The sequence below is a fragment of the Streptomyces capillispiralis genome (genome assembly GCF_007829875.1).
GTDB classification, from domain to species: Bacteria; Actinomycetota; Actinomycetes; order Streptomycetales; family Streptomycetaceae; genus Streptomyces; species Streptomyces capillispiralis.
Genome location: NZ_VIWV01000001.1, coordinates 5,631,101 through 5,649,016 on the forward strand (window position 1 = coordinate 5,631,101; position 17,916 = coordinate 5,649,016).

13 protein-coding genes are annotated in these 17,916 nt (G+C 69.4%); 4 read left to right on the plus strand and 9 right to left on the minus strand.

The genetic code is table 11. The features are described from left to right. Window positions 1–14 precede the first annotated feature (14 nt). The 7 genes from FHX78_RS24590 to FHX78_RS24620 all read right to left on the minus strand — a co-directional run bounded on the left by FHX78_RS24590 (window position 15) and on the right by FHX78_RS24620 (window position 7,303). Window positions 15–1,526, minus strand: coding sequence for a P-loop NTPase family protein (locus FHX78_RS24590; protein WP_145869576.1), 1,512 nt, complete (start codon window positions 1,524–1,526; stop codon window positions 15–17). Window positions 1,527–1,553: 27 nt separating this feature from the next. Continuing rightward, entirely contained in the window at window positions 1,554–2,006 is a 453-nt protein-coding gene (locus FHX78_RS24595) for a DUF6238 family protein (RefSeq protein ID WP_145869577.1), read from the minus strand. A gap of 34 nt (window positions 2,007–2,040) precedes the next feature. Next, window positions 2,041–3,513 (minus strand): SCO6880 family protein, encoded by a 1,473-nt coding sequence (locus FHX78_RS24600; RefSeq protein WP_145869578.1) that lies wholly within the window; start codon window positions 3,511–3,513, stop codon window positions 2,041–2,043. A 140-nt stretch (window positions 3,514–3,653) separates the two neighbouring features. After that, entirely contained in the window at window positions 3,654–5,045 is a 1,392-nt protein-coding gene (locus tag FHX78_RS24605) for an SCO6881 family protein (protein WP_145869579.1), read from the minus strand. A gap of 27 nt (window positions 5,046–5,072) precedes the next feature. Beyond that, window positions 5,073–5,762: a hypothetical protein gene (locus FHX78_RS24610; RefSeq protein WP_167531846.1), complete on the minus strand. Its 690-nt coding sequence runs from the start codon at window positions 5,760–5,762 to the stop codon at window positions 5,073–5,075. Then, window positions 5,762–6,070: a DUF6112 family protein gene (locus FHX78_RS24615; protein WP_145869580.1), complete on the minus strand. Its 309-nt coding sequence runs from the start codon at window positions 6,068–6,070 to the stop codon at window positions 5,762–5,764. The genes FHX78_RS24610 and FHX78_RS24615 overlap by 1 nt, the downstream gene beginning before the upstream one ends. Window positions 6,071–6,157: 87 nt before the next feature. Then, window positions 6,158–7,303 (minus strand): C40 family peptidase, encoded by a 1,146-nt coding sequence (locus FHX78_RS24620; RefSeq protein ID WP_145869581.1) that lies wholly within the window; start codon window positions 7,301–7,303, stop codon window positions 6,158–6,160. Between the two features lie 578 nt (window positions 7,304–7,881). On the opposite strand from FHX78_RS24620, the gene FHX78_RS24625 reads away from it, so the two are divergent. Further along, window positions 7,882–8,628, plus strand: coding sequence for a DNA-methyltransferase (locus FHX78_RS24625; protein ID WP_145869582.1), 747 nt, complete (start codon window positions 7,882–7,884; stop codon window positions 8,626–8,628). 96 nt (window positions 8,629–8,724) lie between these two features. Here FHX78_RS24625 and FHX78_RS24630 read toward each other — a convergent pair whose 3' ends face one another. Then, entirely contained in the window at window positions 8,725–9,660 is a 936-nt protein-coding gene (locus FHX78_RS24630) for a DUF5655 domain-containing protein (protein WP_145869583.1), read from the minus strand. A 372-nt stretch (window positions 9,661–10,032) separates the two neighbouring features. On the opposite strand from FHX78_RS24630, the gene FHX78_RS24635 reads away from it, so the two are divergent. The 3 genes from FHX78_RS24635 to FHX78_RS24645 all read left to right on the plus strand — a co-directional run bounded on the left by FHX78_RS24635 (window position 10,033) and on the right by FHX78_RS24645 (window position 17,084). Beyond that, window positions 10,033–11,250, plus strand: coding sequence for a serine/threonine-protein kinase (locus FHX78_RS24635; protein ID WP_145869584.1), 1,218 nt, complete (start codon window positions 10,033–10,035; stop codon window positions 11,248–11,250). Between the two features lie 111 nt (window positions 11,251–11,361). Further along, window positions 11,362–14,532 carry a DEAD/DEAH box helicase gene (locus FHX78_RS24640; protein WP_145869585.1) on the plus strand — a complete coding sequence of 1,057 codons (3,171 nt, stop codon included), beginning with the start codon at window positions 11,362–11,364 and terminating at the stop codon, window positions 14,530–14,532. Beyond that, entirely contained in the window at window positions 14,529–17,084 is a 2,556-nt protein-coding gene (locus tag FHX78_RS24645) for a hypothetical protein (RefSeq protein WP_208766190.1), read from the plus strand. The genes FHX78_RS24640 and FHX78_RS24645 overlap by 4 nt, the downstream gene beginning before the upstream one ends. Here the strand turns inward: FHX78_RS24645 and FHX78_RS24650 are convergent. Further along, window positions 17,021–17,829, minus strand: a protein-coding gene (locus FHX78_RS24650) for an IS5 family transposase (protein ID WP_145869040.1) whose coding sequence is annotated in 2 segments (ribosomal slippage) — window positions 17,021–17,490 and window positions 17,490–17,829 — 810 coding nt in all. Because the reading frame shifts where the segments join, the coding sequence is not laid out codon by codon here. The two genes, FHX78_RS24645 and FHX78_RS24650, sit on opposite strands and share 64 nt — an antisense overlap. Between the last annotated feature and the right edge of the window lie 87 nt (window positions 17,830–17,916).

Below are 17,916 nucleotides of genomic sequence, written 5' to 3' on the forward strand. Positions count from 1 at the left end.
CAGTTACGGTGAACTCACGGGGGTGCATGCATCCGGGCGTCCGTGTCGAACAGTTCGCGCTCGGCCGGATGCAGGATGTGCTGCGTGATGAAGCTCCGACCTGCGACTTTCCACAGGCCCCGGCCCTTGGTCAGGGCGGACACGGCCTGGGTTTCGATACCGGTCAGGCCGAGCAGCGACGCAGCTGCGGCGAGCTGGTCGGGCTCCTGGCGGTAGATGATGCGGGTGGAGCAGTCCGCGAGGAGGCCCTCGGCCAGCACCCGGCCACGCGAGCCGGCGTCGCCCGCGCTCAGGAGATCGCTGAGGCGGTGGATGACCATCAGGTTGGCGATGCCGAGCCCTCGGCTGAGCTTCCACTGGCTCTGCATGCGCTCCAACAGGCCGACGTGCCTCATCACGCGCCATGCCTCGTCGTAGATCACCCAGCGTCGGCCGCCGTCCGGGTCGGCGAGCGCGGACTCCATCCAGGCGCTCGCGCAGGTCATCGCGAGGACCAGTGCGGTGTCGTCGCCCGAGCCGCCGAGGCGGGAGAGGTCGATGGACAGCATCGGGGTGGTTGGGTCGAAGGCCACGGTCGAGGGCGCGTCGAACATGCCGCTCAAGTCGCCGTGGACCAGACGGCGCAGGGCATGCGCGAGGTCCTGCGCTGCGGCTCCCATGCGCCCGGCCTGGTCGCCGAGAGCCTGGTCAAGGTGCTCGGGCGAGCCGAGGGTGTGCGCGATCTTGCCGAGCAGGGGCACGGTGCCGCCTGCCTCGGCTTCGGTGACGACCAGGTCCAGCGCGAGATCGAGGGCCGTGTGTTCCATCGGCTGGAGATCGCGCTTCAGTACGGTGCGCGCGAGGCCGGCCAGGAGTAGGAGACGGCGCTTGCGGACCTCCGTTGACCAGTCGTCCTCGCTCACCGAGGCGGGCCGGGCCGGAGCATCCAAGGGGTTCAGCCTGCCCGGGAGCCCCGGACCCAGCGCGATGCTGTAGCCGCCGAGAGCCTGCGCGACGGCCGTCCACTCGCCCTTGGGGTCGCAGGGCACGTAGACCCGGTAACCGTGGGCGATCGCCCGGGTGGCGATGGACTTGGCCAGCGCGGACTTGCCCATGCCGATGATCCCGGCCAGGACCGCGTTGGGGTTGGTGAAGCCCTCGACCCGGCCGCTGCTGTACAGCGAGAACGGGTCGTAGCAGAACGCGGCCTCCGCGTGGACGTCGCGGCCGATGAAGATGCCCTCCGCGCCCAGGCCACCCTCGGCGAGGAAGGGATAGGCCCCGGACACCGTGGCGGTGGTCATCCGGTGGGCGGGCAGGCTGAGCTTGCCACCGCGTGCCGAGGAGGAGCCCGGGCGTCCGGACGGCGGATAGGTCGGCCGCAGCTCCGGGTCGAAGGTCTCCTCGTCGCGGCGCTTGGGCGGGGCTCCGGCGAGGCGGGCCTGGCGCCGGGCCTCGGCGAAACCGGCGCGGGCGGCGCGCTGCTCGGCCCGCGACGACTTGCGCGGGACGAACAGATGGGAGGCGCTGGCACGAGTACGGGGCATGAACGATTCTCCAGACGGAAGGCAGGGTCAGTGGCGGACGAGACCGGTGAACGGAGCGTGGAGGTCGGCCGGGGTGGTACGACGTCGGACCAGGTGCGCGGTGCGCTGGTGGCGCTGGCAGATGGTCAGCTCCGGTGCGCCTTCCGGCAGGCCGGCCCGGCACGCCTCGCGGTCGGGGACCTCACCGGAGCCGGGCCGGGGGGCTGCGTGATAGGCGGCGTGGACGTGGTCCGCGGCCTGCCAGACCCGGGTGCGGGCGGCGCTGAGCTGGTCGCCCTCGATCGGCGTGAGCTGGCCCGTGCGGGCGGCGTGGGCATCGAGCAGGCCGTGCAGCGAGACGAGGTGGGCGTGCAGGGCGTCCAGTTCGGCGCGAGTGGTGACGAGAGGACCGCCTGGCACGTTGAGCGCGCGGTGAAAGTCGAGCGCGGCGGTGGCGAAGGGCACGAAGTCCTGCGCGGTCGGGCTGGCGGTGCGGGACATGGCGGTGCTCTTTCGGAAGGGGGGAGGGCCGGCATCAGACGGCGAGGGCGAGCGGCATGGCGGCGGCGGTGAACGCCTCGGCCTGCTGCCAGGTGAGCGGCCGGAGGTCGAGCTGCGCGCCGACCGCCGCGGTCTCCACGACCGCGCAGGCGGAACGAAGCTCCTCCTCGGAGTCGGCCGAGACCGTCAGCAGGCCGGTCAGGGCAACATCCGCGTGGCCCGCGATGAGCTGCCGCTCACGGGACTTGATGTCCTGGTACTCGATCGAGTCCGCTTCGGAGTCGACCTGGCCACGCCGCGCCCGCTCGGCGGCGTCCGCGATCACACTGGCCTTCTTGCGCTGGACATCACGCAGGGCGGCATCCAGCCCCTTCGGCTCGTACGACAGCGACAGGGTCCGCCGCACCCCGGCGGTGAACAGCAGCTGGTGCAGGAAGCCCGCCGACGTCTCGGTGCGGGGCCAGTTCTCCACCCAGTACGTGCAGTGGACGGCGGAGTCGGTTGTGATGTGGTCCGACTTCTCGACGACCACGACCGGGCCGGCTGCGGCTGCGTCGGCCTCGGGACGCCCGGAGGAGGACCAACGGTCCAGTGCGCCAAGGGCCTTGGGGTCGTACGCCGTTCGCACGACGGCCGCGATCTCGTGGGCGGTGAGCCAGCCGGTGGGATTGAGCCCGGCGGTGCGCGCGGCTTGGTCGAAGGTCGAGGTCAACTGCGCCAGGACGCTGAAGGACCCGGTCAGACCGCCTCCGGCCTGGTTGATCAGGCGTCGCGCGGCCTTGGCGTCCAGCGAGACCGCGACGTACGCCTCGTGCGGAGCCGCGGCCGGGCCCGCGCTCTGGATCAGCTCGCTGTAGATCGCGCCGGCCACCGGGGCGTCGGGCTGGCCGTGCTCCTCCCAGTACCGGCGAAGGGCGTCGCCGGAGTCCGGCACGGTGCGCTCGATCACCTGGATCCGGGCGACCTGACCGGTGCGGGCCAGTGCGGCGAGGGCACGCCCCCAGCCGTTGACGTTGGCGTTCTGGGTGCCCGGGTCGAGCAGCGCGTAGGCGCGGGAGGACACCTTGACGACGGCGGTCAGCGTGCCGGTGTGGGGGTTGTGGACCGCGCCGTACCGGCGGTCGGGTGCGGTGACCACGCGCAGGCTGGCGGCGGTACCAGGCAGGTGGAGGAGTCCTTCGCGCACCGGGCGGCTGGAGGGCCGGACGAGCCAGATCAACTGGCCCCGCATCCGGCGGAGCACGTACCGGGTGACGATCGGAGCCCAGTCGGCCAGTGCTCGGCCTCGGTGGCGAACGAAGACGAGCAGGGCGATGGCGGCCCACAGCGGGATGAGTTCGAGAGCGCCGACCACGCCACGGGCGAGGATCACTGCGAGCAGGAGCAGGCCGGTGAGGCTCACGACGATCAGCTGTGGGGCGGTGAGGCCGAGCAGGATGCCGCGCCTGCTGCGGTGCGGGAACTTCACGGTGGCCGTGGTGGCTTCGGCCTGGGGGTTGTCAGACATGGCGGTTCCAGACGGGGGAGCGGGCGGGAAGGGGCAGAAGGCGCGGTGCTCTTCTGGAGGTCATGGCAGGGCTCCGTCTCGGGTGGCCGGGGGAAGGGGGCGGGCTGGAGGGAAGCAGCCCGCCCCCGGGTGGTGGTGGGTCAGGACCCGGACGGCGGCTGGTCGGGGTAGACCCAGTTCGTCGGAGTCGAGGAGCCGGTCGCTGACGGACCGGTGGAGGGCGGCGGTGGTGCGGCGGGACCAGCGGGCGGAACGGCACCTACGCGGGTCAAGCTGCTGCCCGGAATCGACGCGCCAGCGGGCTGAGGAGCGGAGGGAGCACCCTCGGAGCCTCCTGCTTCGCTGTCGGCAGGCCGTGTGATCAGCGCGGGGATGCCGGGGCGCTGGATCAGGGCGCGGCCCTTGTCACCGGAGGCGTTCGGGTCCTCGCCGTACCGGAAGCGGGTCTGCGGCTTCGGAGGTCCGGCGTCGATGCCCTCCTTGCTCAGGTTTCCGCCGGTGGGGTTGATGCCGGAGGCGACACCGTCGCTGCTCGCGCCAGGGACCTTGCTCGGCCCCTGCGGAGCGGGAGTGCCGGTGCTGACCTGCATCGCGAGGCTGCCCGCGGTCTTCGCCGCGCCTGCGGCGACCGCCATGCCGGCGACGCCGGTACGGTGCAGGTCGTCGTGTCCGCCGCCGTCACTCGCCCAGTGGACGAACTTGTAGGTCGCGTAGGGGCAGAGCAGGACCAGGACCATCACGACGATGCCGGCCATCGCGTCGGAGAGGGCAGCCATGCCGTCCGTGGCGTCGGACTTGCCCATGGCCGAGACGCCGATCAGGAAGACCACGGTCATCAGCAGTTTTGACACAACCAGGGTGGCGGTCGCCTCGATCCACCCCCGCCGCCAGCGCTTGGCGACCTCCCAGCCACCACCGGCTCCGGCGAAGACGGCGAGGGCGACCATGATCAGGACGCCGACCTTGCGGGCGACCATCACGCCCCAGTACATGAACGCGCCGATCGCGCAGCCGAAGGCGACCAGGGCTGGGATGGTCCAGCCGAGGGCGTACATCGGCCCCAACTGGTTGACCTTGATGACGCGGCGGATCGCGTCGTCCACTGAGCTGTTGGCCGCTTGGAAGAGACCGTCGGACAGGGCATCGACCACCGTGATGGCGACGGAGGTGAACGCTACGGCGCAGAAGGAGAAGAGGACGCCGGTCATCGTGCCAATCGCGGCTTGGGCGAGTGCGCGTTCGTCCCGTCGCCAGGCCGCGAGCATCAACTGGATGCAGAAAGTGCCGACGGCCAAGGCGAGACCGATGGGCAACAGCAGCTCGTAGTTGTCCCGGAACCAACCGGCGTTGAGATCGATGGCGGTGGTTTCGTTGACGGCCCTGGCGGCGAGATCGGCCGCGCTGGCGGCCAGCTCACCCGCTGACTTCGCAATCCACGCCCCGATGCCATCGGTGACGGTCCCGGCGGGATTGGTGGCGAAGTCGACGGCGCCGCAGACCTTGTCCATCAGCGGAAAGTCGCAGACTCCCATGGCGATACCTCCTTTCTCGGGTGGGGGTCAGGGCGCGACGGCCGACAGGACACCGGCCAGGGCGCAGGGCTGGGAGGGACGGCACTGGACCGCGAGGGTCGTGACGCGGTTCTCCGCGCCGCCGTGCGGCGAGCCTTTCCAGGCGATCGACTGTTTGCCGGAAACCGTCACGGCGTAGACGTACGCGGTGGTGATCGCCCCGGGGTCCGCTTGGAGGGCCTGGGTGAACGAGTCGGGGAAGTGCGCCTCGTTCACCTTGGCGGTGGCGAACTGGCCGTTGGCGGCCATCTGCTTCCACAGCACGCGCGAGGGGACGAGCGCGTCGACCGAGGCGGTGTCGGCGTACTTCCTCTCGCTGGTCAGCCACCCGCGCAGGGCAGCCAGCAGCTCGCGCTGGGAGTAGGCGCGGGTGTCGTAGGACCACAGCGCCGCGGCTGCCGCCTTGCCGAAGGCGATCGGGTCGTGCGTGGACGGGGGAACCGGCAGGTCGCCGCGGCTGCTGTGCGGTCGTGACGAAGCGGAAGCAGAAGCAGTCGGGGAGGAGGGGGAAGCCGAACTCACCTGCGGTGCGGGAGTTTTGGAGGAGGCCCTGCCGTCGCGGGTGAGGTAGGCGGCCAGGCCGGCGAGGGCGACGAGCACCACCAGGACAGCAGTGCCGAGCAGCGCCCGGCGGCGCACGCGAGAAGCGCCGCCGGGGTTCGTGGAGCGGGAAGACATCAACGGACCTGGCTCCCCAGCGCGCTGAAGAACGCCACCACACCGTTCGCGGCACCCAGCAGGAGGGCCGCGCCGGCACTGACCAGCACGCCCTTCTTGCCGTTGGCCTCGGCCTGGTGGCCGCCGGAGTGGTGGCCCCAGGCCCACACGCCCGCACTGACGGCGAGCGCCCCGACCACGGCGATGATTCCGAAGAGGTTGATCGAGCCCATCACCTGCTTGAGGACCGACAGACCCGGCAGCCCGCCCTCGTTCGGCTTGATCCCGGGGTCGTAGGCGAGCTGGACGACCTTGTCGACGAGGTACATAGTTGTGAACTCCAGTTCGATTTAGTGCACGCCAAAGCCCGAGGGGGCGAAGCGCCAGTGCAGGAGAGGGAGGGAGAGAAGCGCCGGTCAGACGACTCGGCGGGCCGCGAGAATCTGCGGCTTCCACGACGCGAGGGTCGCGAGGCGGACCACGTCCCCGGTGCGCGGGGCGTGCACGATCAGGCCTTGGCCGACGACCATCCCGACGTGTTCCGGGACTTTGGCAGTCCCTTCGGTGAAGACGAGGTCACCGGGCCGGAGAGCGTCCACCGATACCGGCTTGCCCTCCTTGACCTGCGTGTACGTCGTCCGCGTGAGGGTGACCCCGGCGGCCCTGTACGCCTGCTGCATCAACGAGGAGCAGTCGCAGCGGCCCATGGGGTCGCTCCCGTGGGAGTCGGTGCAGCTCCCGCCCCACTGGTACGGGGTGCCGAGCTGGCCGAGCGCCCAGCGGATCGCCGTCTGAACCTTGGGCGGAGCGTCTGCCGGGATCTTGTACCCGGTCGGCACCGCGCCGGGCGGGATGGTTCCGAAGTCGGTGCCGTCCCCGTCGGCCGTACAGCCGCCCGCGGTACTCGACGCAGCACTGGCCGTGCTGTCCGAGCCGGACGGCGAAGGGCTCGGCGACGTGCCGCCGGCCTTCGACAACAGCGGCTCGATCGCCTGCTGCAAGGCGGTGGCAAGGGGCTCCCACTTCGCGTAAGCCTCGGGGAAGCCGGACCTCTGCACCGCCTGGGCAGCCTGGGTGACGGACAGGGACTGCCAGCCCGAGACCTTTTCCAACGCCTCGTAGAACTTCGTCGAGGCATGCACCGGGTCGAGGATCTCGTTCGCGGTGCCCCACCCCTGCGACGGCCGCTGCTGGAACAAGCCCAGCGAGTCGCGGTCACCGTAGGTCAGGTTCCGCAGGCCGCTCTCCTGCAGGGCTGTCGCCAGAGCCACGATCTGGCCCCGGGCCGGGATGTTCATCGCGACGCCGGTGGCCTGGATGGTCTTGGCGTTGGGAATCTGCTCGGCCGGGTCGTCCAGGCCCGGCACGGAGACCGTGTCCTTGCCGCCGCCGTCCAGGATTGCCTTCACCTGAGCGGCGACGGCCGAGGTATCCACAGCCTGTGGACCGCCGGTCGAACAGGAGGCCGTAGCAGTCCCGGCCCCGACGGAGAGGACCGGAACGGCCAGCAGGAGCGGACCGGAGGCGAAGAGACTGACGACCGCTCCGGTGGTCTTCTTCATCGCCGCCGCCGTTCGCCGGGGCCGACAACCCGGCCGGGAAGCGGAGCTGGGTCAGGGTGTGGGCGTATCAGGGCGTGCTGCATCGCAGCGGCTCCTCGCAGTTCGTAGGAGGCGCGGTGCCGACTTCTCGTGCAAAGCCGCCGGCACCGCGCCGATGTGAATCCGCCTCTCAGGGCGGACCCGGGCCAGGGGAGTTGGTAGCTCCCGGACACCGGGTTCAGGTCATGCGCGGCAGCCAGCCGCGCTCGTAATCTCAGGCGATGCACCGGGTCTCCTCACGGCTTCGAGAACAGGGAGTCAACGTGCCTTCCGCTCCGCGTTTTTGGACGCGGAAACACGGATCAGCACAGGTCAGCAGGGGTGGAGCCGAACTCCGCCTCGGTGACGTGGCGAGACAGTAGACCGGGATTCCGGCCGCACCAAACGACTGCCGAACCTGGCCCGAACCACGGCACAGGCTCGTTAGGTGCGGCCGGAAATCGCGGCTAACCTCCGGCGCAACCCCGCTCCGACCGCCTGCTGTTGACCGCACTCCGGAGCTGGCCCAGTCCCGTCGTGCCCTGAAAGAGGCCCCGCACATGAGCTACACGCTGCACCGAGGCGACGCCCTCACCGTGCTGAAGAACCTCCCGGACGAGAGCGTCAACGCCGTCATCACCGACCCCCCGTACAACTCCGGCGGACGCACCAGCTCGGACCGCACCGGCCGCACCGCCCGCGCCAAGTACGTCACGGCCGGATCGGCGCACGACCTGCAGAACTTCCCCGGCGAGAACCGCGACCAGCGGAGCTATCGAAGCTGGCTGACCGCGCTGCTCACCGAGGCGTACCGGGCCGCGACCGAGCACTCCGTCGCCATGGTCTTCTCCGACTGGCGCCAAGAGCCGACCACCAGCGATGCCCTGCAGATGGCGGGCTGGACCTGGAGCGGCACGATCCCCTGGATCAAGCCCGCCAGCCGGCCCCGCAAGGGCGGGTTCAAGCAGTCGGCCGAGTTCATCATCTGGGGCGTCAAGGGCAGCCTCGACAAGGACCGGGACCTCTACCTGCCCGGCCACTTCATTGCCTCCCAGCCCCGCAAGGACCGTGTCCACATCACCCAGAAGCCGGTCGAGATCATGCAGCAGCTCGTGCAGATCTGCCCCGAAGGCGGCACCGTCCTGGATCCCTTCACTGGCAGCGGCTCCACTGGCGTCGCCGCCTTGCGCGAGGGCCGGCAGTTCGTGGGGGTCGAGCTCTCCTCGCATTACGCCGACGTCGCCGAGGCGAGGCTCCGAGCGGAGCTGACCCAGGACGACTTCGTCCTGGCCGGACCGGAGGCATGAGCGTGAGAGCGAACGGACCGGGGCCGACGGACCGCAGACGGATGAGGGCGGCTGGTGCATCGAGAAACCGACGCATCAGCCGCCCTTCCTCTTGCGTCAGGCCGCCTCGAACGCCCGCTGGATCAGCGGCCCAGCCTTCTCCAGGTCGGCCACCGAGGCGAGGCGCACCTCCAGGTCCCCGGTCCCGAGGTGCCCGATGCCGCGCATATCCCGGGTGAAGCCCTCCTCCAACGCGACCGTGTCCGGGTCGAGTCTGAGATAGACCAGGATCGCCTCGTGCTTCGGACGGAAGATCACCGATGCCACGTTCATCAGCCGCCGGTAAGCGATGTAGTGCCGCAGTGTCGCGACCTCGACCTCGCCCCACGCCGTGAGTGCGTCGTCCAGCTCCGCGTACAAGTCCCGCAAGCACTCCGGGACGAGCCCGGCACCCGCTGACGGAGGAGTCACCGGTGCCGTCGGCGCGCTGCTGACCGCCACGTCCCGCTCCCGGTTCCGCCGAGACGCAGCGGCGGCGGGGGAGCCGGCCGAGGAGTCGACGAGCAGCAGGCTCATCAGGCCGCCCTCGAAGACGCGGTAGCGCACCAGATCGATCCGCTCGGGCAGTCGCTGCACGGCCACGCGATCGTGGTGGGAGAAGCTGGCCGCGATGCAGACCATCCGCGGTCGACGCCAGTCGATGGACTCGGCGGCCTCCGCGCCCAACACCTTTCGGACCAACGCCTCGAACTCGTGGTGCGCCGAGTCCAGCCAGGACAGATAGGAGACGGCCTGCGACAGTACCCCGCTGTCAGAGCCCTTCTTGAACTCGATCAGCGCAGGTGTGCCGTTCTCGTCCAAGCCGAGCGAGTCGATCCTGCCCCGGTGCCACGGTCCCGTCGGGTACTCCGACGCCAGGAAGCGGATGCCGAGCATGGCCTCCATGCCTGCCTCGACCCGCCGCTGCAGCTCCACCTCCAGCGTCACCGTGGAGCCGCGCAGCTCGACGTCCCGGCCGTCGGCATCCAGCCGGAACAGCTTCAGGTCGGTCACCGGCGTCCCCCTCTGCGCGATCTCTACAGGAGAAGCAATGGAAATCGGGCACGTGACTATTCCGGGCGGGTTTTGAGCTGCTTCGTCCGCCGGACCTGTTCTCAGGACAGGCACCCGCCGTCTGTTGGCGCTGCGACGCAACATGGACGGAGCGGGGTGACATTTTCTGCAGCCGTGACCAGCTTTCTGACTAGATCCTGGGAGCTGGTCCCAGCCCGATGTGATCACTTCCTCCTATGCGATGCCGATCAGTAGGCTGTAGCGGTCATTCGTAGGTGTCCGTGCCCCTCGTGCTTTGCTTCTCTTGCGGCGGATCGGGGGCGTGCGCCGAGCGAGGGTGTGTTTTTGCTGCAACAGTCAGGGGGGTGTGCGGTGAGCGGCGCGTCTCTGCCATCGCGTATCGGTCCGTACCTCGTCGAGCGGCGGCTCGGCGCGGGCGGGATGGGGGAGGTGTACCTCGCCTACTCGGTCGCGGGTGAACCGGTCGCCGTGAAGGTGATCCGGCCCGACCGTACGGATCCGCACACACGTGCCCGGTTCGAACGCGAGGCGACGATCGCGCGTACGATCTCGGGAACGGGGCGCGTGGCCCGTTTCATCGAGGCGGACCCGTTCGCCGAGCAGCCCTGGCTGGCCATGGACTACGTTCCCGGCCGCCCACTCTCCGATGTCGTGAAGGACCAAGGTCTGCTGTCCACGCCGCTCGTGGCGAGCCTCGGCGCGCTCTTGGCCGAGGGGCTTGCCGCTGTGCATGCCGCGGGTCTGGTGCACCGCGACCTGAAGGCGCAGAACGTCATCCTCGGGGACTTCGGCCCGGTGATCATCGACTTCGGTCTCGGTGCCTTCGTTGGGGCGTCCAAGGGGTCGCTCACGCAGGCCGGCATGGTTATCGGCACGGTGCGCTGCATGCCGCCCGAGCAGGCACTGGGCGAGCTGGAGGTGACGCGGGCCGCTGACGTGTACGGGCTGGGCACGGTGCTTCTGTACGCGGCGACCGGGCACTACCCGTACGACGGCGCCCGGTGGGAGGCGGTCGCCGCGCAGGTGGTCAACGCCGAGATCGGCCCCGATCTGTCCGGGCTGCCCGATGCTCTGACCCCCGTCGTGTCGGCCATGCTGGCGCACAAGTCGGAGGACCGCCCCTCCCTGGAGGAGGTGACCCGGCAGTGTGCCGATCTGATGCGTCTGCTGGGTACGAGCCCGGCCCGGGCACGGCGCGCTCTGATCCAGGAGACGACGCCGAAGGACCACCCCACTATGTTGCTGCCCCAGCCTGACTCGCCCATGCTGGACCGGCTCGACTCACTGGAGAGGCTGCTACGCGAAGAATCGGCGGCGCCGGTGCCGAACGCCCCGGCCCCGCCTTCCGACGTTGAATCCGGTCCGGACACATCCGACACCCCGGCCGAGAGCGATGTAGAGAATGGCGTGGAGAACTCGCCCCCACCCGTGGGGAAGCCCGAGCCCGGGAGCGGCGACGCGGCTGAACACACCCCGCGAAGGGGCCGTCCCCCCGCTTCCCGGAGGGTCGCAGACGAACTGCGCAAGCGCTACGCGATGGGGCCGGCGCTCGCCTGGTCGAAGCGCTGAAGCGCTCCGCTCTTCCTCCGTTTCGCCGGACGGGGCCGGTCCGGGGATACAAAGGGGGCACGGGCACACCGCACATCTCGATCGAGCACACAGTCCACAGAGGAGCACCACGTGACCACGGCGATGCAGCCCGAGGTTCCTGAGGCGCGCGACGCCGATGCGGCGCGGTCGGCGTACCCGGCCGGTGCGAAGCCGACCTTCGCTCCCGGCGCCCAGGTGCGCATCCGCCACGAGCAGTGGCTCGTGAAGTCCGTCGCCGAGTCCCGCGACGGACTGATGGTTGAGGTCAGCGGGGTGTCCTCGTTCGTCCGGGGCACGGACGCGGTCTTCTACTCCGGCCTTGACCAGATCGACGTACTCGATCCGCGCAAGACCCGGCTCATGCCCGACGAGACCTCCAGGCACGCCAAGGCCCGCCTCTACCTGGAGGCGGTCATCCGCAAGACCGCGCTGCCGCAGACCGAGCACGGCATAGCGCTGGCCGACTCCTTCCTCATGGATCGGCAGGAGCACCAGCTGCGCCCCGCCGAGCTGGCGCTGTCCATGCGCAACCCGCAGCCCCGGCTGCTGATCGCCGACGTGGTCGGACTGGGCAAGACTCTGGAGATCGGCATCACGCTCTCGGAGCTGATCCGGCGCGGGCGCGGCGAGCGCATCCTGGTGGTCACGCCCGCCCATGTGCTGGAGCAGTTCCAGCGTGAGCTTTGGACCCGCTTCGCCCTGCCGCTGGTGCGCCTGGACTCCATCGGCATCCAGCGCATCCAGCAGGAGATTCCGGCGGGCCGGAACCCGTTCGCCCACTTCAAGCGCGTCATCGTCTCCGTCGACACCCTCAAGTCGGCTACTTACGCCCACCACCTGGAGAACATCACCTGGGACGCGGTGGTCATCGACGAGTCGCACAACCTCGTGAACAAGGGCACCCGCAACAACCGCCTCGCACGCCGCCTCGCCGAGCAGACCGACGCACTGATCCTGGCCTCCGCCACTCCCCACAACGGCGACGCCGAATCCTTCGCCGAGCTGATCCGGATGCTCGACCCGGCGGCGATCGCCGACCCCAAGAACTACAAGGTTGCCGACCTCGACCACCTCTACATCAGGCGCACCAAGACCGACCATGAGGTGCGCGACGGCCTCAAGGATAAGCCTTGGGCCGAACGTGGCGACTCCCTGCCGGTGGCGGCTCCGGCGACACGGAAGGAGGTCGCCGTCCTGGAGAAGCTCGCGAACGAATGGACGCCGGGCGACCCGAACCGTTCGTCGGTCTGCGCCGATCCCCTGGTCGGCTACAACTTCCTGAAGGCGTTCCTCTCCTCGCACGTTGCCCTGCGGGAATCCCTGGCCAAGCGCCGTGCCTACCTGGACAACCCGAAGAGCGTCACGGCGAAGGGCAAGGCCAAGACCGCGCCGGACACCCCCGAGCGCCGCGCCGCTCTCGCCGCCGAGAGCAAGGCCCTGGCGGAGCTGGAGGCGCTGGTCGCGGACTTCACCGACCAGGACTCCGCCAAGCTTGACGCACTCGTACGCACCCTCAAGAAGCTTGAGGTCGGCCCCGGAGCCGAGAGGCGCGTCGTGATCTTCTCCGAGCGTGTCGACACCCTGGACTGGTTGGCCCAGGAGGTCCCGGCCCGCCTCGGTTTCAAGAAGAACCAGGCCAAGCCTGACAAGATGCGTCCCTGGAAGGCGTACGGCGGCGTCGTCGAGGTCATGCACGGCGACACCACCAACGAGCAGCAACAGCGGGAGATCGTCGACCGTTTCGGCCGGCGCGAGGAGCCGGTGCGGCTGCTGTTCACCGGTGACATCGCCTCCGAGGGCGTCAACCTGCACCACCAGTGCCACGACCTCATCCACTACGATCTGCCCTGGTCCCTCATCCGCATCGAGCAGCGGAACGGACGTATCGACCGTTACGGGCAGGCGGTCAGCCCCGAGTTCCGTGCGCTCATCCTCACCGCCGACGTGCCCTGGCGGCGCGACGAGGAGAGCGGCGAGATGCTCACGCTCGACGACCGGCTCGTCGGCGCCCGTCTGCTGCGCCGCGAGGAGCAGGCGCACGAGATCGAGACCGGCGAGGGCAGCGCCGAGGCCGTCACCGGTCTCTACAACGACAAGAAAGAAGAGGACCGCCTAACCCGCGACCTCATCAAGGGCGGCACCGTCGAACGCTCTATCCAGCAGTCGCAGCAGGAGTCCGGCGGCGTCCTCGCGGGGCTCCTCGCCGGCGCCAACGCCCGGCTCGCCGACCCGACGGCCACTCCGGCGACCCTCGGCACGGCCGCGGTGCCCGAGGCCGACGTACCCCATGTGTTCGCCGACACCAAGGCGTACTTCCACGCCGCCGTGGACCTCATCTACCCGCAGGCCGAGCGCGAGGCCCTCGACTGGAAGCCCGAGACGGCGGGCGGTCGCATCGAGTTCACTCCGCCCGACGACCTGCAGTACCGCTTCCGGGAGCTGCCGAAGTCGTATCTGGAGCAGGAGAAGATCCTCACGACGCCCAAGTACGACGGCACACTGCGTATCACCTTCGACAAGCAGTACGCCGCCGACCGGCTGGAGGCCGCCCGCAACGCCAAGCAGGGCAAGACCGACGAGCCCACGTCGCAGTGGCCCAATGTGTCCTACGTCTCCGACATCCACCCCGTGCTCGACTGGGTGACGGACAAGGTCCTTGCAAAGCTCAAGTACGACGAGGCGTTCGTCCTCGCTTACCAGCCGGACGCCGCCAAGGCCGAACGGATCGACGCCGCTCTGCCCGCGGCCTTGACCGGCCCGGTCTATCTCCTCCAGGGCGTGTACTCCAACGCGGCGGGTAAGCCGACAGTCGTGGAGTGGATGGCCGTCACCGGCCTCGCCGAGGCCGCTCCTCGCGTGTGGCGCATGGACTCGGCGTTCCTCGCCGCCTGCGGCGTGGGTCCTGACATGCCCGGCCGCGCCCAGCCCGTCGACCGCGACCTCCTCCAGGAACTCGTCCCCGCGGCCGTCGACGCGGCCGAGACCCACCTGCGCGAGCGCCGCGCCGACTACGACAAGCAGGTCGACTCCTACCTGGCCCCGTACGAGGACCGGGTGCAGGTCTGGGAGCAGGGCGCCCTGATCGTCGTCGGCAACCAGGAGCGCCGCCGCAAGCAGGTGTCCGACACTGCCAAGCGCCGCCGCGACCTTGTACACCGTCTGCGTACTGACGGCGACCCGATGCTGCGGGTCCTCGCCGTCCTCGAACCCCTCCACCCCACCACCGTCTCCGCCGCACACGCCGAGGAGTCCGCGCGATGAGCTACACCTATGACTCCTTCGCCAACCGCGGCGAATACCTCTCCGCCCATTACTTCAGCGAGGAGCTCGAGAACACCCTCAAGAAGAGCAAGGCGGGCGACGAGGGCCTGTTCGCCCTGTGGACCAGCCGCGAGACCGACCCTCACGACCCGCAGCCCACTTCGCGTGAACTCCTCCCTCGGCTCCGCGGTGAGTACCTGGCCACCGTGCGTCCCTTCCTGGCCTCCCGCGCCCAGCGGGAAGAACCCGGCAGCACCTACGACGACCCCACGGGCGAGTGGGCTGAGCGCCTCACGACCTGGCACACCGCCGTCCTCAAGGCCCTCGGTTACGGCGGCGACCGGCCCGAGCCGATCACCGTGCACAACGCGGGTAAGGAGTACGAACTCCAGGTCGCCTGGCACGGAGACGGCATCCTCGCCGTCGACTGCGGCTGGACGGCCAAGCTCGACGACGCCCTCGACCCCGACGAGGCCGGACAGCTCCTCCACCCTCTCAAGACCGCCGACGGCCTCCTCGAAGTCGGCGAGAAGCTGGCGGGCTGGCTCTTCCAGAGCGAACTGCACGAGCCGGGCGGCGACGCGCCCCGCTTCGTCCTGCTGCTCTGCGGCGGCGTGCTCGTCCTCGCCGACCGCAGCTCCTGGGCCGAAGGCCGCTATCTCGCCGCCAATCTCGACACAGCCCTTGCCCGCAACGACACGGCGAAGGCCGGCGAACTCTCCCTCCTCGCCGCCCTCTTCTCCCATGACATGCTCGCGCCCCGCCTTGATGGCAAGGGCCGACGCCTCGACGACCTCCTCAAGGCATCCCGAGACAACGCCGTCGGTGTCAACTCTGAGTTGCGCAAGGGGCTCCAGCACTCGGTCGAGATCATCGCGAACGAGGTGCTCGCCCGCCTACGCGAGGCAGAGGTCGAGCCGCGGGAGATCGAGGACCTCAAGAAGGGCCCGTTCGCCAAGCAGCTCACCCGCGAATCGCTGCGTTACCTCTACCGCATCCTCTTCCTCCTCTACGCCGAAGCGCGTCCCGAGCTGGGCATCTTGCCCGCCGACGACTCGACGTACCAGACCGGGTACTCGATCGCCCGCCTGCGCGAATTGGTGGCGCGCGAGCGAAAGCTGGTTGAGGAAGACAGCCGCAGAGGTTTCCACCTCTACGCCTCCCTCGACGTCCTCTTCAACAAGGTCAACTACGGCCACCGCCCGCACGGCACCGAAGCAGACGACGACAAGCCCGCCGAGGAGCGCAGCGAGCAGCGCGGCCTGCGCTTCGAGCCTCTCCGCAGCGAGCTGTTCGATCCGAAGGCGATCACTCTCATCGGCCGCAGCATCCTCCACCCCCGATGGGACGAGGACGGGGACGAGCCGCCGCGATGGCTGGACCTCCGCCTGCGCAACGAGGCGTTGCACCAGGTGCTGCGTCTGCTGACCATGAAGGAGGCCGGCCAGAAGGGCAGACAGGGCGGCTTCATCTCCTACCGCAACCTCGGCATCAACCAGCTCGGCGCCGTCTACGAGGGCCTGATGTCCTACACCGGCATCATCGCCGAGGAGGAGCTGGCCGAGGTCGCCAAGCCCGGCGCGAAGAAGGGCGGCAAGCAGTACGGCGACCCCGAGAAGGGGTCCTGGCTCATCCCCGCCGACCAGCTGACCAAGTACAGGGAGAACACGCACGTTGTGTACTCCGCCCAGGACGCCGAACAGTACGGTCTGCGGGGCCCCAAGAAGTACGACAAGGGCACCTTCGTCTACCGACTGGCCGGCCGTGACCGCGAGACGTCCGCCTCGTACTACACCCCTGAGTCTCTTACGAAGGTCACCGTCGAGCTGGCACTCAAGCACCGCCTTGACCAGGAGAAGGACGCCGACGGCAATACGGTCCAGACCCGCGCGAGCGAACTACTGCGCTACACGATCTGCGAACCGGCCCTGGGGTCCGGGGCGTTCCTCAACGAGGCGATCAACCAGGTCGCCAAGGAATATCTGAAGCGCCGTCAGGACGAGCTGGGCATCAGCCTGGACACTTCGAAGATGCTGGATGCTGAGCAGAAGGTGAAGGCGTACATCGCTCTTCACAATGCGTACGGCATCGATCTCAATGCGACGGGTGTGGAGCTGGCGGAGGTGTCGCTGTGGCTCAACACCATGCACCCCGGCATGCGTGCGCCATGGTTCGGCTTGCATCTGCGGCGCGGTAACTCGCTTATCGGCGCGCGGCGTTGGGTGTACGGGGCCGAGCGCATCAAGAAGGAGCGGACGATCGGCGCGCATACGCCGACCAAACTGCCGTTCCGAGCGGCTGGGGAGGGCTCGGAGCAGCTGCTGCCGGATGGGGCTGTGCATCAGTTCCTTCTGCCGTCGCCTGGGTGGGGTGCGGTCGCGGGGGCCAGCGGGGAAGCGAAGAAGTTGGTGGAGCAGCTCGCCGGGACACAGGTGGAGCAGCTCAAGGCGTGGAAGAACAGCATCAAGGCGAAGCCTAACTGCTCGTTTCAGAATGAGGTCCGAAGGCGGCGGAGGCATATGAGGCTGCAGGCCAGTTCGAGCAGGCCCTGATGTAGATCGGCGCGCCGTTCGTAGCGGGTGCGGAGCCGTTTGAACTGGTGCAGCCAGGCGAAGGCGCGCTCGACGACCCAGCGCACCTTGCCCAGTCCGGAGCCATGAGCGACACCCCGTCGGGCGATCAGGGGCCTGATGCCACGTTTCCACAGCAGGCGGCGGTACTTGTCGAAGTCGTAGCCCCGGTCCGCGTACAGGCGTCGAGGTTTGTGGCGCGGGCGTCCCCGCAGTCCCCGGATCGGCGGGACGGCGTCGAGCAGGGGCAGGAGCTGGGTGACGTCGTGTCGGTTGCCACCAGTGAGCTTCACGGCGAGTGGGGTTCCGTGGCGGTCGACAATCAGGTGGTGTTTGGAGCCGGGGCGGGCGCGGTCGACGGGTGAGGGGCCGACGTGGTCCCCCCTTTGAGGGCGCGGACGTGTGATCCGTCCGCGGAGCAGTCGTCCAGGTCCAGCAGGTCGGCGCGGCGAAGCTCAGTCAGCAGGGCGGCGTGCAGGCGTGGCCAGACCCCTGCCTCGGTCCAGTCCCGCAGCCGGCGCCAGGCCGTCACGCCGGAACAGCCGACAGTCTCCGCCGGGACGTCTCGCCAGGCGACGCCGGTCCGCAGCACGAACAGGACGCCGGCGAGTGCTGTCCGGTCAGGAACACGCAACCGCCCGGGATGCCGGTGGCGTCGTTCGGGAGGGGGTGGCAGCAACGGGGCCACCCGATTCCACAGGTCGTCCGGAACAAGATCAGCACGCACCCGGACACCTTGCCGACCGAGATCGTCGAGTACAAGACCCGCGGCATCTCCTCGCGACTTGCACGGAGGGTCTGGCGTCAGTTCGCC

Excerpts from the sequence above, each read along its gene's own strand:
- FHX78_RS24590 (WP_145869576.1), bottom strand. The coding sequence starts at position 1,526 with ATGCCCCGTACTCGTGCCAGCGCCTCCCATCTGTTCGTCCCGCGCAAG.
- FHX78_RS24625 (WP_145869582.1), top strand. The coding sequence starts at position 7,882 with ATGAGCTACACGCTGCACCGAGGCGACGCCCTCACCGTGCTGAAGAAC.
- FHX78_RS24610 (WP_167531846.1), bottom strand. The coding sequence starts at position 5,762 with ATGTCTTCCCGCTCCACGAACCCCGGCGGCGCTTCTCGCGTGCGCCGC.
- FHX78_RS24605 (WP_145869579.1), bottom strand. The coding sequence starts at position 5,045 with ATGGGAGTCTGCGACTTTCCGCTGATGGACAAGGTCTGCGGCGCCGTC.
- FHX78_RS24645 (WP_208766190.1), top strand. The coding sequence starts at position 14,529 with ATGAGCTACACCTATGACTCCTTCGCCAACCGCGGCGAATACCTCTCC.
- FHX78_RS24615 (WP_145869580.1), bottom strand. The coding sequence starts at position 6,070 with ATGTACCTCGTCGACAAGGTCGTCCAGCTCGCCTACGACCCCGGGATC.
- FHX78_RS24595 (WP_145869577.1), bottom strand. The coding sequence starts at position 2,006 with ATGTCCCGCACCGCCAGCCCGACCGCGCAGGACTTCGTGCCCTTCGCC.
- FHX78_RS24600 (WP_145869578.1), bottom strand. The coding sequence starts at position 3,513 with ATGTCTGACAACCCCCAGGCCGAAGCCACCACGGCCACCGTGAAGTTC.
- FHX78_RS24620 (WP_145869581.1), bottom strand. The coding sequence starts at position 7,303 with ATGAAGAAGACCACCGGAGCGGTCGTCAGTCTCTTCGCCTCCGGTCCG.